Source organism: Spirosoma arboris (assembly GCF_009754945.1).
In the GTDB taxonomy this organism is placed as follows: Bacteria; Bacteroidota; Bacteroidia; order Cytophagales; family Spirosomataceae; genus Spirosoma; species Spirosoma arboris.
Map to the genome: position 1 here is coordinate 547,182 of NZ_WPIN01000001.1, position 19,069 is coordinate 566,250.

Annotated in this window: 16 protein-coding genes and 1 tRNA gene; 5 read left to right on the plus strand and 12 right to left on the minus strand. The window is 45.8% G+C overall.

Features of this window, described 5'->3' with window-relative positions; translation table 11 throughout:
• Positions 1-145 precede the first annotated feature (145 nt).
• Positions 146-343 (plus strand): hypothetical protein, encoded by a 198-nt coding sequence (locus tag GO755_RS02230; protein WP_157582936.1) that lies wholly within the window; start codon positions 146-148, stop codon positions 341-343.
• A gap of 312 nt (positions 344-655) precedes the next feature.
• Here the strand turns inward: GO755_RS02230 and GO755_RS02235 are convergent.
• The 8 genes from GO755_RS02235 to GO755_RS02270 form a co-directional block, all read right to left on the minus strand.
• Positions 656-732 (minus strand) — tRNA-Asp (locus GO755_RS02235).
• A gap of 167 nt (positions 733-899) precedes the next feature.
• Positions 900-2,042 (minus strand): glycoside hydrolase 5 family protein, encoded by a 1,143-nt coding sequence (locus tag GO755_RS02240; protein ID WP_157582937.1) that lies wholly within the window; start codon positions 2,040-2,042, stop codon positions 900-902.
• A 54-nt stretch (positions 2,043-2,096) separates the two neighbouring features.
• Positions 2,097-3,164: a glycoside hydrolase family 43 protein gene (locus tag GO755_RS02245; protein WP_157582938.1), complete on the minus strand. Its 1,068-nt coding sequence runs from the start codon at positions 3,162-3,164 to the stop codon at positions 2,097-2,099.
• Between the two features lie 68 nt (positions 3,165-3,232).
• Positions 3,233-3,724: a Fur family transcriptional regulator gene (locus GO755_RS02250; protein WP_157582939.1), complete on the minus strand. Its 492-nt coding sequence runs from the start codon at positions 3,722-3,724 to the stop codon at positions 3,233-3,235.
• A 115-nt stretch (positions 3,725-3,839) separates the two neighbouring features.
• Positions 3,840-4,073, minus strand: a complete 234-nt coding sequence (locus GO755_RS02255) for a hypothetical protein (protein ID WP_157582940.1) — start codon at positions 4,071-4,073, stop codon at positions 3,840-3,842.
• A 66-nt stretch (positions 4,074-4,139) separates the two neighbouring features.
• Positions 4,140-4,493, minus strand: a complete 354-nt coding sequence (locus tag GO755_RS02260; RefSeq protein WP_157582941.1) for a DUF6686 family protein — start codon at positions 4,491-4,493, stop codon at positions 4,140-4,142.
• Positions 4,494-4,516: 23 nt separating this feature from the next.
• On the minus strand, positions 4,517-4,858 hold the full coding sequence (locus GO755_RS02265) for a DUF6686 family protein (RefSeq protein ID WP_157582942.1): 342 nt from the start codon (positions 4,856-4,858) through the stop codon (positions 4,517-4,519).
• Between the two features lie 404 nt (positions 4,859-5,262).
• Positions 5,263-9,948, minus strand: a complete 4,686-nt coding sequence (locus GO755_RS02270; protein WP_157582943.1) for a translocation/assembly module TamB domain-containing protein — start codon at positions 9,946-9,948, stop codon at positions 5,263-5,265.
• Between the two features lie 132 nt (positions 9,949-10,080).
• Here GO755_RS02270 and tsaD point away from each other — a divergent pair, with 132 nt between their 5' ends.
• The 4 genes from tsaD (at position 10,081) to GO755_RS02290 (ending at position 13,419) form a co-directional block, all read left to right on the plus strand.
• Positions 10,081-11,079, plus strand: coding sequence for a tRNA (adenosine(37)-N6)-threonylcarbamoyltransferase complex transferase subunit TsaD (tsaD, locus tag GO755_RS02275; protein WP_317165775.1), 999 nt, complete (start codon positions 10,081-10,083; stop codon positions 11,077-11,079).
• Positions 11,080-11,179: 100 nt separating this feature from the next.
• Positions 11,180-12,052 carry an MOSC domain-containing protein gene (locus GO755_RS02280; protein ID WP_157582944.1) on the plus strand — a complete coding sequence of 291 codons (873 nt, stop codon included), beginning with the start codon at positions 11,180-11,182 and terminating at the stop codon, positions 12,050-12,052.
• 51 nt (positions 12,053-12,103) lie between these two features.
• Positions 12,104-12,946 carry a UbiA prenyltransferase family protein gene (locus GO755_RS02285; protein WP_157582945.1) on the plus strand — a complete coding sequence of 281 codons (843 nt, stop codon included), beginning with the start codon at positions 12,104-12,106 and terminating at the stop codon, positions 12,944-12,946.
• A gap of 80 nt (positions 12,947-13,026) precedes the next feature.
• A complete protein-coding gene (locus GO755_RS02290) occupies positions 13,027-13,419 on the plus strand; it encodes a VOC family protein (RefSeq protein WP_157582946.1) in 393 nt (130 codons plus the stop codon).
• A gap of 48 nt (positions 13,420-13,467) precedes the next feature.
• On the opposite strand, the gene GO755_RS02295 is transcribed toward GO755_RS02290, so the two are convergent.
• The 4 genes from GO755_RS02295 to GO755_RS02310 all read right to left on the minus strand — a co-directional run bounded on the left by GO755_RS02295 (position 13,468) and on the right by GO755_RS02310 (position 19,057).
• Positions 13,468-14,439 carry an alpha/beta fold hydrolase gene (locus GO755_RS02295; protein WP_157582947.1) on the minus strand — a complete coding sequence of 324 codons (972 nt, stop codon included), beginning with the start codon at positions 14,437-14,439 and terminating at the stop codon, positions 13,468-13,470.
• A gap of 115 nt (positions 14,440-14,554) precedes the next feature.
• Complete coding sequence (locus GO755_RS02300; RefSeq protein WP_157582948.1) at positions 14,555-17,131, minus strand: penicillin-binding protein 1A; 2,577 nt, start codon at positions 17,129-17,131, stop codon at positions 14,555-14,557.
• 265 nt (positions 17,132-17,396) lie between these two features.
• Positions 17,397-17,888 carry a peptide-methionine (R)-S-oxide reductase MsrB gene (gene msrB / locus GO755_RS02305; RefSeq protein WP_157582949.1) on the minus strand — a complete coding sequence of 164 codons (492 nt, stop codon included), beginning with the start codon at positions 17,886-17,888 and terminating at the stop codon, positions 17,397-17,399.
• A 335-nt stretch (positions 17,889-18,223) separates the two neighbouring features.
• On the minus strand, positions 18,224-19,057 hold the full coding sequence (locus tag GO755_RS02310) for an anti-sigma factor (protein WP_157582950.1): 834 nt from the start codon (positions 19,055-19,057) through the stop codon (positions 18,224-18,226).
• Positions 19,058-19,069 lie beyond the last annotated feature (12 nt).

The following is a 19,069-nucleotide window of genomic DNA, read 5'->3' on the forward strand; positions in this document are numbered from 1 at the left end:
TATATAATACAACTATAATAGATAGGTGTTATTTTTATGCCGTAAACAACTGCTTGGCAGAATCAACAAAAACGGATGAATTTTCAACTACAGTATCAATACTGTGATTAATTGACCCATATTCCTGTCTATTTATTTGATTACTATGGCCACTAAAAAGAAACAATTAATTCGGGTCGTCTTTGATGTACTAGATGAAATGAAACACAATATCCGTATGGATGAAGATCTATCCGTTGCTGCTACTGACCCGGACGAAGCAATAGATTGGGTATTAGCTGAAATGCAACGTCAGTTCAATCGCTCGGATATCCGCCTGTCTCGGGTTCGTATTTGTGCTTAAAATCCTTGGAGTTCGTTTTTGCTAAACAGGGGCACTTAGTAGTATACTTTTTACAAAAGCATCACCCTCTTTATCGACAGCAATAAGGGAAAATTTTCTAAGATAAATTCGGCAAGTAAAAACTTGATGAGTGTCAAGTAACTCTCCAAGACAAATACGGTTAGGCAAAACCACAAACCTAGAAAAATACAACGCCCTCCACAACTTTGGGAACTGATCCCAAGTATTGTGCTTGATCCGTTTTACCTATGTTTTACCTACAAAACAAATAAGCCTCTAACTCGCTGTGAATTAGAGGCTTATGTTACTTGTTGGCGGTCCGGACGGGGCTCGAACCCGCGACCCCCTGCGTGACAGGCAGGTATTCTAACCAACTGAACTACCGAACCAACTTTGATTGCCAGTTGACGCTGCCGTCTTCCTTTATCGTGGCACAAAAGTAGGCGTTTAGGCTATTCCATGCAAGCGACTGCCCTAAAAAAAGTGTGGTTATTTCCGGCTATTCAGAATTATATACTGGTAATCAACTGATTTGAGCCCAAATTTTATTAGAAAATTATTTTCCTGTAGCTTGTTTTATCGCTGCTACCTCAGCCGGATCGACGGGAGTTCCATCCTGCTTAAACACTTCGTGGAACCATATTGCAGGCTCACGGCCATTAACGTAGGGTTTCTGCCAGCTATCCCAGGGAAGGAATGTCTGTGTTTTACCAGCTACAAATCCCCAGTTAATCATACCAACTTTTGCTTTTTTGGCAATAGGTAAGTGTGTTTGAAATTTACTGTTGACACCACGTGCCATATATTCTGTACAGATAACCGGACGACCAAACGTTTTTAAAGCAGGAATTACTTTTTCCAGATCGTCGGGTTTGGAGTATTGGTGAAATGTGATGATGTCGGAGTTTTCGAATTGCACTTTTTCCATGGGTGACCATTTTGTCGGATTCTGCCAATCGTCGGGAGTGCGATAAATCCAGACACCAGAGGTGAGTGGTTGCGTTGCTCCCGCTTCCCGCGCCCATTGAAATACATGTGGTAACAGATGCGTGACAATCGCTATTTTTCGAGCTTTGGGTACTTCGGTTTTGATCGTATGATTCTGGCCGTAACTGTTGTCGTTCGCGTTATCGGGCTCATTCCATACATCCCACGCCAAAATGCGCTTATCATTTTTAAAGGCCCCTACAACACCCTTCACATAGGCCTCTAGACGTGGATACTGCGAGATGTCTGTCAGGGCATCTGCACCAGGGCTTTGTACCCAACCAGAGTTATGAATGCCGGGTGTTGGTTCATGTTGTTTACCCAACTTCGGGTTTGGGTCCCAGCAGGAGTCGAAGAAGACCAGCATAGGACGGATTTTATGTTTGGCGCAGATAGCTAAGAACTGATCGAGTCGCTTGGTGAAGCCGGCAGGGTCTTGCCACAGCAAATCGTGCAGAAACACACGCATTGTATTCATACCTATGCTTTCGGCCATGGCCAGTTCTTTATCAATAGTTTTTGGGTCGAAACTATCTGCCTGAAACATTTCCAATTCATTAATGGCATTGGCAGGAGCATAATTGGACCCGACCAAAAATGGCTCTTTGGCATACCAGGCGTTCGCCTTAGCTGCTGGCCAGCGACCGACGTTTTGTTGCGCAAATGATAGGGTGGAAACGAATAGGAGTACTAAAAGAGAAAATCGCTTCATGATTAATGAATTGTGGCTATTGGAATTGGACAAATTATTGAGTTGTACGTTTTATTATTGCTCGGCTGGTACAGGTATTGGCTTATTGGGCACTGGTTTGCCAAAATTAGGCGATCCGTCGGTATTCCAGCTAAATGCTTGGATATGAGGGGCACGTTTGTTGCCACAACCATCATTGGCCGAGGAATTGGCATGGTAAATCATCCAATCCTGTTTTCCATCTGCCGACCGAAAGAAACCACCATGACCGGGTGCCCAAACACCATTTTCGGGAGCTTGACTAAATACTGGTTCTTTGCTTTTTGCCCAGTTTTTAGGGTCCAGTAAATCGCCTTTACCCTTATAAGTCAGCAGGCCGAGGCAATAGTCTAACCAGCAGGCGTTGGCCGAATAGACAATGAATAGATTGCGCCCGTGCCGCAGAAATTCTGGCCCTTCGTTCACGTAAATTTTTGGGACTTCGCCGTTTTTTTGCCACTCCTGTGGTACATCGCCGTGCTGTTCCCAGGGTTGGTCGGGCTGCGATATTTTAACGCGGTCGCCGTCAAGAGTCCAGGGGTTTTTGAGCCGGGCAATGTAGATGTCCTGTCTTCCATTGGTGGGTCCTTCCCAACCTGACCAGGTTGCATATAATTGTCCGTTATAATCCATAACAGACATGTCGATTTCCCAATGGTTACCCTTGTCGCCAATTTTTCCTTTCATTATCCACTCGCCCTGCATAGGATCGAGCGATGAATTTTCGATTACCCAGACACGGTGCGATAAGTTATTGAGCGAATCGGCGGAAAAATAGATATACCATTTCCCATTGAACGAATGAATTTCTGGCGCCCATAATTCTCTTGAATAGGGTTTTCCTGCTGGGGGGGTGTAGATGATTTTGCTCTCTGCAGTAGCCAGATCGGCCATATTGCGGGTTTTCCAGAGCGTCAGGTTCCTGCCCGTGGTATTCATATAATAATACCAGTCGCCTTTTTGCAACACCCAGGGATCGGGGCCGGAGTTTTTGATAGGATTTGTAAAGGTTCGCTGAGCTGCTAGTTGGTGGCTCGTGCTTATAAAGAGCGTGAAACCAAGCAAACCGCCTAAAAGCCAGCTTTTACTGAGGGAGATAAGCATGACACAGAAAAGGGTATTTTCTAAGTAAAGACCCAAATCGATGTTTTTACCCCTGATTCCTCTTTAAATCAATCTACTTTCGGTTCTTCGACGGGTTTGGTTTCGCAGTCATCATTTGTGCATTGGCCGTAAAACACCAACGAATGCGACTTTACATGAAACTGGAGGGAGTTGCCCACATTTGTTTCGATCAGATGCAAACGTGGGTCGCAGAATTCTTTTACTCGATGGCAAACTACGCAGACTAGGTGCGCGTGCTGTTGTCGCCCTAGCGATTTCTCGTAACGACTTTTCGTGTTGTCTTCATCGCCAAATTGATGACGCCTTACCAGGCCGCAGTCAACCAATACCTCTAATGTATTGTACACCGTTGCTCGGCTAACCGGATAGGATTTCTGCTGCATGGCCTGATATAAGTCTTCTGCGTCGAAGTGATCATTGCGAGAATACACTTCTTCTAAAATGGCAAAACGTTCCGATGATCGACGTAATCCTTTCGCCAGCAATGATTCTTCTAGTTTGGCCCTGGCAGTGGCGAGAAGTGAATGAGAGTCCTGCATATCGTATAAATTTTATTAGAAAGGAACCAGTCAATGGCCAGTCCCTTTACTATCCTACTGACCTATGTATGAATTGGGCGACTTTGATTCTCGCTCCATTTAGTATGCTCGTAATCTAGCCGTCGAACTGTAAATAAGCTTCCTGTATAACCTGGCTCAGTTCATCATATTCCTGAAGCGTTATCTGGAGACTATGGCCCCGAAAACCGGTTCGTACGCACGTATCCCGCACATCGAATAACCCAATTTGGTAAAGAACAGACCTCCATTGTTGCCGACAATTAAGCAGCATATCGACATCCTGCCAACTCAGCCTTAGTAACGTGCCTTTAAACGAAATCTCGATCATGGAAAGTTGGATTGTTGTGATAACCTGCCTAAAAGAATCCTAGAAACAAATCGATTGCTCAATCAGCTAGCTGTTTGGCTTGCTATTTTTTTCAGTTGGTGCCCGTAAAATCTGGTCTACTTCCATCATCAGACTAGCCTCGTCCATCATTTGAATAAGCTCATCCAGCTCATTAGTCGAGAAGAGCATGTAGTAATTCGGCATGGGCGTTTTTAGTAGCCATTCTTTGTCGTGAGTCGTAAAAAAAGGACGCATGGCTATTCGGTCGGCCATGACTTGCCGATAACAGGCAAATTCTGATTCAGATAGAATAAACAGCGAATTTTTATAGGCTACATTATAGGATTGGCAGCCTTCACAGTATCCGATATAGCCGTTTTCCTGCTGAATTAAATTCTTTAGATGATGCTGATGGTTCATGCGTAATCGTATTGAGTAATTGCTTAATTGGATTGAATTTTCAGCAGTTGATGGAGATTCATGCGCCGTAATGCCTGCATCAAACCAACCCGAAAACGATCAAAATCCAGTTGAGACAAACTAAATTGAATATCAGGATGACCCGTGTTGACAATCAGATAAGGTTGGCCATTAGACATTAGTGAACTAGACTGCTCAAAATTCACTTGTTCGATAGTTTTACATAATGCTATAAACTCATCCTGTTTGAAGCCCAACAACAGATTATTGAAGGTTAGGCCAACTCGTTGACAATGTTGGCACTGCGCTATGCAAAAATCAGCCTGATCGATTAAGAGAATTGGTTTGCAGGAGGGAGTCGTCATAATTAGGAATCAGATTATTGTTACCAGTGCTGATTAGTGCCTGTGGCCGGCAATGATTAAATAGCTCGTCTCAGCGCAATTCATATTGCCGACACACAGGGCTTAATATTAGTCAATGTGTTTTGGGAGTTCTTTGTTGATAATAAGCTATATGATTATTTATTTAGACTAAATTTAAACAAACATAATTTAGTAATCGTATTGACGCAAGGATTTAAGAGAGAAGTTTCCTGAAAATTTTTAAAGTAAAGGCTAACTGACCGAATATCAGTCGTTTGAATAAATGGTAAAGGGAGATGAATAGCTGACCTGAGCAGTTGTTGAATTACTGGATATGCTATACCCATGGGTATAAACACACCTAACACAGTCAAATTCTAGACCAAATAGTACTGTTTGCTCTGTTAGAGCGAATTCCGGGTAGCGTTCAGAAGGGTGCTGCTAGGCGTAGTAGGAGTTGGGTCTTCAGTTGAAGCTGGAGGAATCAGGCCTGGTGTGGGGCGTTTGCTACCAAAGATGCGATTGAACGAACGGGTATACAATAAACTCACTCCTCCACCGGTAGTGATGGTGCTGCTGGTCAGATTGTACTGACTTAAAATACTCTGCTGATTGCGATTGTAAACTTTGGCTCGTAAGTGGCCATCGGGCGTAATGAAGTATTCAAGAGTCCATTCGCCAAGTAAACTGGCTGCATTGTACTGGCTTTGCCCATATGTGAAACCACCGTCGCGACTAATACGCAGACGGTCGTTCAGCAGCCGATACGAAAATCGAAGTTGCAGATTATTGAGCAGATTTTCGTTTTGCGTACCGCTGGTAAAGCCGCCAAATGAAACCCCCACGTCCAGATTTTCATTGAGATTGGAAGCCAGACGGCTAATTTGATTGGAAATGAGCTCACTTACACTATTGGCGACCCCTGTGTTTACCTGACCCTGATCAAACAGACTAGTGCCTTCAGACAACAACTGATTGAATAGCAGCACGCTACTCACCTGTCGGGTTAATTCCTGATCGTTGCTTTGAAGCCGCGATTCGAAAGCAGTTACTGCTTGCCGATAGGTAGAGGAGGAGGGGTATTCTTTGATATCCAGATCATAACTAATGGCTGGGCTCCCTAATTCGCCAGTTAATTTTATGACTAGGTCAACAGGGTATCGGCGTGCCTGGTCTGCTGTGCTTGTGGTTGTTTGCGTGGGGAGCAGCGGAGCCAGAGAGGTATATTGAGTATAAGCTGCTGTTACGTCCAGAAGCGCACCGTAAGGATCACCTGTCCAGGTGATACGACTATTGGGCCGAATCTGAAAGCGTTTGTTGATGATGTTCTGGAAAGTAAAGGTGTAATCTCCCTTCTGAATTTCATAGTTACCAGTCATTGTGAAGTCGCCTTTGGTATCCACCTTCATGGCTATTCGTCCTTGACCATACGCTTTGATAATATCACCTGTTTGCCGATCTAACTGAATTTCGCAATAAGCATCGGGCGTAATGTCGAAGTTGAAATCCATCTGAATTCGCGATAAATCAATTTCGCTCTCAGATGAGTTTTCTGAATGGGCAGCTGTTTGGCTAACTGGCTTTCCGGTAGTTAGATTGACAAACCGGATCTGATCATCAGCCGCCACTGTCGTTGCTCCATCGAGAGGAATATAGATCCGAGTGCCTTTGTTACTAGCTACGTTGGCTCGAATTGTTAGATTATTAGTGGGGCCGTAGAGCTCTGCTTTCCCCGTCACAACGGCTTGCCCATAGAACGCATCATTGTCTTTGGCAACCGTATTCATGATTTTGAAATTCTTGAAATCGGCGTCGAAACCCAATGTGAAATACCGGAATCCATCATGATAAACACCTCCGCGCAATAGTGCCGTATTTCCCTGCGGATCGTGCAACGTCAGTTGACGGGTAACGATTTCATTTTCGCCAAAATAAATTTTATCGTCAAAGGCGAAATCGGCCTTTAGATAATCGAATCGACCCCGGCCACCTTGTATCGCCACCTCGCCTTTCAGCACAGGAGCGGCTGGTTTCCCCGTAACATCGACAACCCCTTTGGCAATACCGCCAAGATTAGAGAAAAGACCTGTCGTGAAAGGCTCCAGGAGACTCAAATCCGCGTTATTGACATACGCCTTCACGGCAAGTGGATTGGTCTTTAGCTGAGGTGTATACGTGCCTAGTAGAGTAACTACATCGGCACCATTTCGATTTACGCTGGCATTGACGTTAAGCCGCTGGGTTTGCTGGTCCCACTCACCTTGTCCACGTACATCGCCAATCAAGGAGTTTTGGTACGACAAGGCCCTGACTGACATACCACTTTCAATAATCGGCGTATTATAGATGTTGCGTACCGCCAGCGAACCATTGAGTGTGCCGCCTAAGGTTGTATTCAATACAGAATTCAGCGAAGCCAGCAGAAAGTTCTGGGCTTCTATATCGAGATGCTCAATGGAATCAGGTGAGATTTTGCCCGATGCCTGAATCAATTGATTTTCATTCAGTAAGGATAGGTTTCGAATCGTATATTCATTCCCTACTTTCCGGATCAGACTTTCGGGGTTTAATATCCAGTCGCCATCCAGAACGCGTACTTTCGATTGGCGGAACGTCAGGTCGATAGCATCGCCCTTAAATCGGAGTTCACCGTTTAAATCAGCCCGGTTGATGTAGCGCCCGCTGCTATCTGCCTGCTCAATATCGCTCGTAAAATCAATGTGATCGACATCCCAGGAAGCCTCAATCTGAAGGTTACGCGTTGGCAGGAGTGAAGAGAAGAACTGCCGTTTCGATGAAATAACTGCTGACGCCAGTACTTCTTCGCCGTACGTAAACTTGGATGTGGTTAAGTCGAGGTCACTTGGCCCAAAGCTAATTTTTCCAATGCGCAATGAATCTGTTTTGACGGTTCCGGTTAGAAATGATGTATTGTCTTCCGTAAACCTACCTTCGATACGGGTTGATGGCGCTATAAAATCTGATGACCCTAAAAAGGCTAGTAAAGGCGTGCTGTTTTTTGTGATAATCTGATAGTCAACGCCATATCGTAATGGCTGAGTCACAAATCGTCGGCCAGCAGTACGGGTCGCCAGTTTTCGCTTCTGCTCATAATAAGCCTTCATGCCAGCTGCATCACCTTTGAAATGGAGCAGGTATTCATTGGCCAATCGGGTCAGATCATCAATGGTGCGCTGAGGTTGGAAATTTCCCTGCAGACGACTCGTCAGAAAGTCAGAGTCAAGATCGAAATACCGTTGAGTTCCGGCAGAATCAGGTGATCCACCTGCCCGGCTCTCAATAGATGATAAGAGGGTAAGTTGATCAATGGCCAAATTCCGACCATCCAAACCGAGGGTAGCTTTATTGAAAATCGCCTTCCCGACAATATCATCCAGTTTACTGCCTTCTAACTGAACGTCCAGTGCTGTTTTTACAACTAGTGAGTCGTGGATGAAGCCTAACGCCCGAAGATCGGCATGTTGAACGTTACCGCGAAGATCATAGTGATTTTTGGGGCCGCTTAGTTTAAACTCACCATTGAGATCAAAGGCCAGATTTGGATCGCTGATGTTCAGTTGACCCTGGAAAAGAGCTTTTTGTAAGTTGCCGCGTGCCGCTACATGTTGGTAGGGGTATCCTTGCCAGCCAAAACGCTCAAACTTCCCATCAAAATCAATAACAGCCTGTTTGAGATCAGTTCCTTTTCCGGCAATTCGACCTTCGCCATCGAGTTTTCCGAACTCGTCGGGATCGTTAATCAGCTGACCAAGGTCAAGATTATCGGCTTTTAAATTGGCTGTATAGGTTGTCTGATCGGTTTTGTCGGCCAGCTTTAGTGCCAAATCGCCCGTTACGTTGCCGATGCTTGTTCGGAACGTACCTTTCGTTTTAAAATCATCGAAAGCCCCGACAAAAGTCGCGTCGAAAGACGCTGTACCCAGTTTCTGAATGGTCTTGTTGAAGGAGGAATCTGGATAATATTGCCGGATATCGGCCATGTTGACAACGGAGGGCGTAAAGGCAAAATTGACCGTCGTTTTATCCATATCGGGCAATCCTTTCCAGGCAATATCGCCGGCTAACCGACTACGCCCATTGGCCCCAAAGCGGAGGTCAGTGTTACGAAGCCGGAAATCATTAACTGTCCCGGTGAAGTTGGTGGTCAGTACCCAGGTCTCGTTCAGGCCGCGCAGATAATCCGAGAAATAGCCTAAATCGGCTGACTGAACCTTGCTGTCGCGGAACCGGGCCTGCATGAGTACGCGGCTGTTAAAATCGCCAAATGCAGACGGTTTGTCGTAATGAAAGACTAGTTCATTCCGAATAATGGAATTCCCAATATGGGCATACAAACGCCCTAACTCCATTTTGGTATTGCAATACAGAAAGCGTGTATCTAATTGTCGAATTTTTATTCGTGAGTCGCGATCAACACCCGATAATCCTTTGGCATCGAACGCGATCGTATCGCCAAGCACTAAAAAATTGCTGACTTCGGCGGTTAAATGCTGGAGCGTAAAATGATTATGGTCGAAACTTTTTTTGTCGTGCATAAACGGCTCGCGTGGATCTTCGAGCGTATAAGCACCATCAACTAAATGAATGTGGCCGACGGTGAACGGAACATTCTGATTCGGCACACTAGGCTTGGTTGGATCGGAGGTTAATTGTTCAATCCGGGCAATAAAATCGTCGAGGTTTGTGTCGCCATTCTTCGGATTTTTAATCATCTGAACGTCAGGTCGATACAGTACAATTTCGTCTATATGGATGTTATGAGCCGACGAATCGAGGAGATGCTGGAGATGATAATCCGCATCGAGTCGCCCTACTCGAATCATGGGTCGTCCCTGATAATCCTTGATTGTAAGTTTCTCAAGGGTTATTGAATCGAACCATTTGATGGAAACGCCCTCGATATCAACAGGAAACAAAAGTTTGGAAGAGAGCCATTCAGCACCTTTTTGTGCTAAACGCGTTTGGACCGCCGGAATTTGCAGACTCAGCAAAATCCCCAATGCCAATACCAATACCGTCAGAATGAGGTAAAGTAGTGTTTTAAGGAATATGGCGAAAAACTGACGCATCCAGTGCGGAAATGCCTAATGTACAATGAATAACAAAATGGAATGTAGTTTAGACTACTAACTGAGGGAACGGTTTAGTCGCAACTTCCATTGTCTATTCTGGGAGAAATCATTATCCATTAGTTTTGTAAAGTGAATATTTTAGCCATTGAATCTTCCTGCGACGAAACCTCGGCGGCTGTTTTAGTCGACGGGCATATTTTGTCGAACGTAATTGCCACCCAGTTAATTCACGAACAATATGGAGGAGTTGTTCCCGAATTGGCCTCAAGAGCGCATCAACAGCATATTTTGCCTGTCGTTGAACGGGCATTAACCGATGCAAATTTACCAAAAAATGCGTTATCAGCCGTTGCTTTTACCCGTGGACCTGGATTGCTTGGGTCGCTGCTGGTAGGGGCTTCGTTTGCAAAAGCGCTGGCATTAGGTCTCAACATTCCACTCATCGAAGTGAACCATATGCAGGCGCATGTGCTGGCTCACTTCATCGAAAACCCAAAGCCTGCGTTCCCGTTTCTATGTCTGACCGTCAGCGGAGGGCATACACAGATTGTACGTGTGGATGGACCGCTCAATATGGCGGTTATTGGTCAAACAATGGATGATGCTGTAGGGGAGGCCTTCGATAAATCGGCGAAATTGCTAGGTTTACCGTATCCGGGTGGTCCACTAATTGATAAGTATGCAAAGGAGGGTAATCCGCTGGCTTTTCGATTCCCGATGAGCGAAATGCCGAACCTGGACTTTTCGTTCAGTGGCATTAAAACGGCGATTATGTATTTCCTGCGGGATAACACAAAAAATAATCCTGCTTTTATTGCCGAGAATCTGGCAGATATTTGTGCCAGCATTCAGCATACATTGATTCAAATGTTGCTGACGAAACTAAAGCGGGCAGCACGCGAAACGGGTATTCGTGAGATTGCTATTGCGGGGGGGGTATCGGCCAACAGTGGCTTGCGGACTGCATTGGCCCAGCTTGGCGAAGCGCAGGGCTGGAACGTGTATATTCCGCGATTTGAATACTGTACCGATAATGCCGCCATGATTGCCATGGCAGCCCAGTTTAAATACGAACAGGCTGAGTTTACGGCGCAAACCGTTAGTCCAATGCCGAGAATGAGTTTTTAAAATAAAATAGTTAGTAAGTTGTAAGTTGGTAAGTGGCTGACGCGAAAGCAATTCATGTACTCAGCCACTTACCAACTTACAACCTACTAACTTGACTGCTATGACTATTTCTGAACTCTACATTTATCCCATCAAATCGCTGAGTGGTATCTCTGTGCCGGAGGTTATTGTCGATGAGAAAGGCTTTCGAAACGACCGACGGTTTATGCTGGTTACGCCAGAAGGAGAGTTTATAACGCAGCGGACTTACCATCAGATGGCCCTAATCGATGTGGCGATTCAGCGGTCCGACGTTTCGGATGACCTGTTGCGGGTGTGGCATCGGCATCGGCCTGATGATGTACTGGAACTGCCGTTAACGGGAGGGACGTCAACCGAAACGATGTTAGTGAATATCTGGGATAGTAAAGACGTTCCGGCACAGATGGTTAGCGCTGAAGCTGATCAATGGTTCTCGAATGTTCTGGGTACTGCCTGCCGACTGGTGTTTATGCCCGAAACTACGCATCGGACTGTTGACCCCAAGTACGCACGCGATGACGATGCGGTTAGTTTTGCCGATGGCTATCCGTACCTGCTTATTAGCCAGGCATCTCTCGATACGCTTAACGAACGACTCACAGAGCCAATGTCGATGCTTCGGTTTCGGCCGAATGTGGTTGTGGAAGGGAGTTCACCCTATGAAGAGGACAGTTGGGCTGAATTTCGTATGGGTGATCTGGATTTTTATGGGGTTAAACCTTGTGCCCGTTGCGTGTTGACCACGATTGATCCCGAAACGGGAGAGAAAGGTAAAGAGCCCCTGCGCACGCTAACTACCTATCGAAAATGGAATGCAAAAATCCTGTTCGGTCAGAATGTGTTAGCTAAATCGACGGGCAATACTACTCTGGGAACGCTGAAAGTTGGGCAAACTGTCGACGTGTTACGCTATCAGGAAGCCTGGCTGGCTCCTCCCGTAGTAAATGTATAATCGTCACTATTTGTTAGTACCCGAAATGCCTACTTATTCAATTTATATCCTTTGTTCACTTATATCCGAAATCTTTACTATTTGAGTTTTCCGGTCGTCATCGGGGCTGTGCTGTCGAATAAGATGGCGGCCCGACTGTCCGACGTTGATCCTATTCATTGGGCTACTCCCATCGTGTTGGCTTTAGCGGTATTTATTATCTATACCGTCGACCGATTGCTTGATGTTCAGAAAGATGAAATTAATGCGACTGGGCAGCCCTTAACGGCACGGCATCGATTTCATCGCGAGCATGCGCCTGTATTGTGGCGTTTGGTAATTGGTAGTGCGGTTTTAGCGGTCATCCTAACGTTTTTTCTGCCGAGTAGTGTGGTGAAATTCGGTATTGTACTGGGAGGTGTTTGCGTTGCCTATGTTGGTGCCGTTTTTCGACTTCCGGCGTATCACCCAGCTTTGCTGTTAAAAGAACCGCTTGTAGCCACACTTTATTCGGCTGGTATCTGGGGCAGTGTGTGGGTACAACGCCCAACCATAAGCAATGTCGATATTGCTGAATGCCTGATGTTTACGGGGATTGCCTTTCAGAATCTGCTTTTGTTTGCTGTGATGGAGCAATTGGAGTCTCCCCGAAAACCCATGTTTTCGTTAGCGAGCGAGTGGGGGGCTGATCGTTGTGATATGATTTTGCGCTGGCTTACGTTTGTGATTATCGCTACCGGTCTTGCCCTTTGTTTCCTGGCTAAGGATCGGTTTGCCCAACGTTCGGCATTGATGCTTGCGCTCATGAGCCTGACATTGTACGGCATTCAACGATATCCTGCCTACTTCCTCAAAAACGAACGGTACCGGTGGCTGGGCGATGGGGTATTCTGGATGCCAGCTTTGGTGTTATAATTTTCAATGGGTAGATACAGTGGTTGTTTAGGATAACCAAGCTGTAGCTTCATATACAGTAGAAGCGCAATCTTTGCACTATGTATATCGAACACCTTGCCATTTGGGTTCGCGATCTGGAAAAGATGCGACTCTTCTATGAAACGTATTTTGGCGCTACGGCCAATGATAAATACATCAACCCCAGAAAAGGTTTTTCGTCCTATTTCCTGACATTCCCCGACAATGGTCCGCGCCTGGAGATTATGCAGATGCCGGGAATAGAAGCGTATTCAACCGACGGTCTTACTCAATATATGGGCTTGACTCATTTCGCTTTCTCGGTAGGTAGTGAAAATGCCGTCGATGAGCTTACCGAACGATTTCGAACTGATGGTTATACAATTGCAGGTGAACCCCGCCGAACGGGTGATGGCTATTATGAAAGCGTTATACTAGACCCGGAAGGTAATCAGCTTGAGATAACAGCTTAAAAAAAGCCGGAAAACTGGCACGAGTAAATACCCACTACAGCAATTCGATTAGAGCCGGGTTGTCTCGTCCACTTTTAACTTCACCGCCATTGCCTTTACTTTCCCCGTTTCTTTCACTTCACGTCGGTTCAAAATATCAAGGATGATTTGAGTCATGTACTCGCGTTTGTTAAACACGATATCATGGCGATTCTCGGGGAGTAAAAACTGTTTTACCTGTACGTTGACTAAATGATGCTGAGCAAACGACACATTTGTCGGATATACCAATTCATCCCGCTGCCCATGCAGCATGGTGATGTTCGCTCGAATTTTGGGCCAATCGGGCAAAATAGCTTCCAATGCCTTCCGGTGCGCTAATTTTTCGTCATTTGCCAGCCGAAGTAGTGGAGGCACACCCCAATGAATAAGTGGGCTGTCGGCAAAATAACTGATGGGATAAGTTCGCTCGAGACCTGGCCCCAGTGCCGATGAAACAAAGACGACATGATCGACTCGGTCAGGGTTATTCATCGCTAATCGCGCCGATACAGACCCACCGTACGATGAGCCAACAATCATTAAGTAGGGTGCATTCCGATACCGGTCAATGAGCGGCTGTAACAACTCTGCCTGCCGAATGATTGATGTTTCAACCCGCCCAAAATCTGAATATCCGTAACCTGGCCGATCTACAGCGACTAACTGAGCTCGGTTAAGCAGCATTGTATCCTTAAAAAATTCTTTGAAAAACGATAATGAACTGGGGGCTCCATGTACAAACAGGACAACGGGCAAAGCTGAATCACCAGCAAGAGCAGGCGTTTCGATGAAGCGGATGGTTCGGGGTTCTCCTGGAAAGCCTTGTTTACCAACATGATACGAATGAACTGTTGGGCGAATGCGCTGTCCTTCAAATTCTTCGGTTAATTCTTCATTTGTCTGTCGGGAATCAACAAACCAGGCAACCACAACTGTACCAGCCGCCAAGACGAATAGCGTTAGTAAGGTCCAGCTAAGGATTCGGGCAAAGCGTTTCATAACGATGTAGTGTGGATAATTCCCCTGCAAATTATTGGCCAAAAGTTTCTCATATCGTATTGAGAGAAACTCAAAAACGGTATGAGAAGTTTAACGGATCAATTTTTTTGCAACCTTACCGTTGACCGCCTGTTGTATCGGGCGGAGTGGTTACATCAGGTGTCGGGGCCACAGGCACAAGCGTTGAGTCACCAAATTCACCAGAAACATCGGTTGAATCAGACTCGTCCGTTGTTTCTTCATCGTCTGAAGGACCGCAGTTTAAGTAATTCTTCGTAATACTTCCATCTGACTTTGGAAACGGTCCCTGTAGGTTTTTAAACTTCGGATCGGCATAGACTTTCTCCAAAAAACGTCCGACTAAAGGCAGTGCGGTTTTTGCTCCTTCGCCCAAATCGGTTGATCGAAAGTGGATACTTCGGTCGTCTCCGCCTACCCAGGCGCCAACGACCAAATTATTGGAAACGCCAACAAACCACCCATCGGAGTTGTTCGATGTCGTACCGGTTTTGCCACCCATTTCATTGTGGTTCTTGAACAAATCAAATGACCATAAATTTTGCGATGTGCCGCCCGATTCCTGCAAACCTCCCTGAAGCATATAGCGCATCAGGAAAGCAGTTTCTGTACTAATGGCCCGTTTGTGTTGACTGGTAAAGGTTTCGATTACATTCCCGTCCCGATCTTCGATCCGCTGAACAATAATAGGCTCAGTCGATTCTCCATCGTTGACGAACGTGCAATAGGCACCTACCAATTCGTACAGCGACACATCCGACGATCCCAGGCCAATGGAAGGTACGGCTTGTAATTGACTCTTAATACCCATTCGGTGTGCATATGCTGCTACGCGTTCGGGGCCAACCTGGTCCGTTAATTGCGCCGTAATGGAGTTTACCGAACGCGCCATTGCCCGGCGCAGAGTCATGTTCGAATAGGAGTAAAAGCCAGTTGAGTTGCGGGGTTCCCAGATCTTATCCTCCCCATTTTCGCGGTATTCTTTACGGAAAGGCTTATCCTGAATGCGGTCGCAGGGACTGAGGTTGCTAAGCGTGTCGTCAATAGCTGTCGTATAAACGAATGGCTTAAAGGTAGAACCTGGCTGACGTTTACCCTGCTTTACGTGATCGTATTTAAAATAGTCGTAGTCTAAACCACCCACCCAGGCCCTGATGTAGCCTGTGCGAGGGTCCATAGCTACCATTCCCGACTGCAGAAAATGCTTGTAATAGGCAATGGAATCATAGGGGGTCATTTGGGTAGAATCATAATGACGTTTATTATTCCAGCTAAACACGCGCATCTTGTACTTCACGTTCTTCATGTAGTACGTAATTGAGTCCGGGTAAAGCGGCAGAAAACGCCGACTCAGGGTTTTATACCGTTCGGTGCGTCGGGCTACTGAGTCGATAAACGCTGGTATCTCTTTGCCGTCTTCATCTGTCCAGGGTTTACGGTCGCGCCAATGATTATCGAATGTGTGTTGCAACTGCTTCATTTTCTCGTCCGTCGCATCCTCGGCGTATCGCTGCATGCGCGAGTCAATGGTAGTAATGATTCGCAATCCGTCTGTATTAAGATCGTATCCGTTTTCCTCACCCCACTTTTTTACATAATCCTGAACCGCGTTCTTAAGGTAACTGGCAGGGCCAGAATAAGGGTTCTCGGGAGTGAAATCGGTTACTAAGGGCAAAGCGCTGATCGAATCTGCCTGGTTTTTGGTGAGGTATTTATACTTGGCCATTTGACCAAGTACCACATTTCGGCGTTCGCGGGAGCGATCTGGGTTTTTGAGAGGATTATAGCTCGTTGTCGCTTTTTGTAAGCCTACCAGTACTGCACCTTCCTGTACGTTCAGGCTGTCGGGAGCTTTATTGAAAAACGTTCGGGCGGCTGTTTTCAGACCAAAGGCATTGCTGCCAAAATCCACCGTATTGAAATAATACGTGATGATTTCGTCTTTTGTAAAATTTCGTTCTAGCTTAAGAGCCATCAACCATTCTTTGGACTTATAAATAACTTTCCGGATAAATGGAATGCGGGTTAGCAGCCCGGTATTGGTTTTTCGGCGCGTTTTGAACAGGTTTTTGGCTAATTGTTGCGTGATAGTCGAACCACCTCCATCACGTCCAAATGTAATCACTGCCCGCCCAATAGCACGGGGATCTATTCCGCCGTGATCGTAAAAACGCACGTCTTCAGTCGCAACCAACGCATTGATGAGCTGTTTTGGAATATTTTCGTACTTAATCGGCGTCCGGTTTTCGGCATAAAACTTCCCAATCATCACGCCATCCTGTGAGTAAATTTCCGATGCCTGATTGAGTTTCGGATTTTTTAACTCCTCTACACTGGGCATAGCGCCTGTTAAGTAAAGGAAGTTATAGTTAAGGATGAAGACGTAGATACCCAGCGCCAAAAATGCCCAGAGAAACCCCTTAATACCATTTTTAAGATAGGGATAATACCAGGAATCAGGATCGATATACTGATGAACAAACGAGCGAAGGCGATCTCGATAGCCGCGGTAGGCGGCCACCCACGAGTTGACACGATCTTCACCAGCGATTTTTGCGATTTGTCGGCCTACTCCGCGTTTGACATTGCCCATCATCTGGCGTTGTCGAATCCGTTGGCGAAATGCTCCAAAAGCGTGCCGAACAGCGCGGAATCGCTCCCTATATTGACTCATGCTTTTTTTTCTAAGAATACTCTACTTAGCGATACAAGTAACCGTCTCACGACAGGTAGCTTCCTAAACGGAAGAAAATTGACCCTAGCCGGGTCAGACCGGACGGGGTGTCAAAGATAACGTATTTTTGGCCGATGTGATATACAAAAACCGGGCTGTGTGTGCAGCCCGGCTAGTTATTAGGAAATAAGATTTTACGGTCGATATAAACGGTACAATTGGCCGATGAACGGTAGACGAATCCGTAAATAGACTAATTGAAGTACTATTTTTTCTCAAATGTCATGGCCACTCCATTCATACAATATCGAAGTCCGGTAGGTTTAGGGCCATCATTGAAAACGTGGCCTAAATGACCTCCACAAACGTTGCACAAAACTTCTGTGCGAACCATGCCATACGATTTGTCGGTGTCTTCTTGCACGGCGGTTTTCGAGATAGGCGCATAAAAACTTGGCCAGCCTGTACCCGAATTAAACTTCGTATCAGATGAGAACAATGGGTTGTGGCAACCAGCGCAATAAAACGTGCCGTGGTCGTGAATGTCATTTAGCGGACTGGTGAAAGCCCGTTCGGTACCATGTTCACGCAATACCGCATACTGATCGGGAGTCAGAATTTTCTTCCATTCTGCATTCGTTTTCACAACCTTTTTAGGAGGAGTATCATCCAGTACTCGATCAGATGAACGAGAATTTTTGAATGCAACGCTTGTTAGTAAACAGGCAGGTAATAAAAAGAGCAGGATATTTTTCATTGGTTTATGAGTTAAAAGGGGTTGATTATCAGTCTTTAATCTATTGGATTGTTCACGAGACAACACTGCGTACTAGTTAAACAACTAATACTATCCTATAAGTTTTAAATGTCTGGCAGGAGGATGATTTGTTATAAATTCGTGATAAATCTCTCTGTCGATACTTGGCAAATACCCTCAGAATAACAATGTGAGGAACCTATAAGCTACAACGAGACACATTACGCTGTATTTACCTGGCGCACCTTCGCAGAGGCAAATGCCAATAAGTAATGGCGAGTCTTCCCAACTAGAGTTACACTTGCGGTATAAAATAAGAAAATAAAGAAGCTCGTTTAGGCATTGACCGTTGCCAGAGCAAGTAGCGTAGTGATAGTAGGTGTGGGGCTTCCTCCGCGGTTTTCAATCGTTACCGCAAAGGCATCTGCCCGACTGATGGAACGATTCAGGCGTTGTACTAACGCATTTCCGTTGGTTGCTTCAAAAACACCTGCATCAACTGGCTTACCATCAACCATCGACCAAAGCTGATACTGTTTGTCAGCAGGCAAGGCGGGTAATGAGCGAACATCGACTGCTACCTGATGAGTGCGTGTATTCCAGAAAACAAGCATATTGCCTTGCGGAGCTTTCTCATTGCCCTGTAATTCTATCGTTCGCAAACCAGGCTGACGCAACATGGCCAATGCCTGATTGGCCTGGCTTTGATTATCGCGTAGCTGACGCATCTCCGACTGTAACGTTTCATTGGTCGTTCGGGTTGCGGCCAGCGTTTTCTGATTTGTTCGTAATTGCGATAACAGAAAGAAGGAAAATAGCAATAACAATAAGCCCATTGATGCCGCTACCACCCATGTAGTCCGAAACGCTAATCCTGTAGTGGCATCGCTTGTAGTCATATCGACCGGCATTGGTCGAATAATTGGTTCTTTTTCCTGGGGCTTCTCAAAATCAAGTTGCTGGAGCAGTTTGTCTTTTACAGAAGCAGGTGGTTCAACGCTGTGCAGTAAGGCATAGTTTTCAAGCGCTTCTGATAACTGATCAAGTTCTTGCTTTATATCAGGATAAATAGACGAAAGGCACTCGACCTCGCGTCGCTCCTGGTCGCTCACCGCGCCCATGACGTAAGACTCTAAGATACCAGACGCTATGTATTCCGTGACGTTCATAAATTACATTCA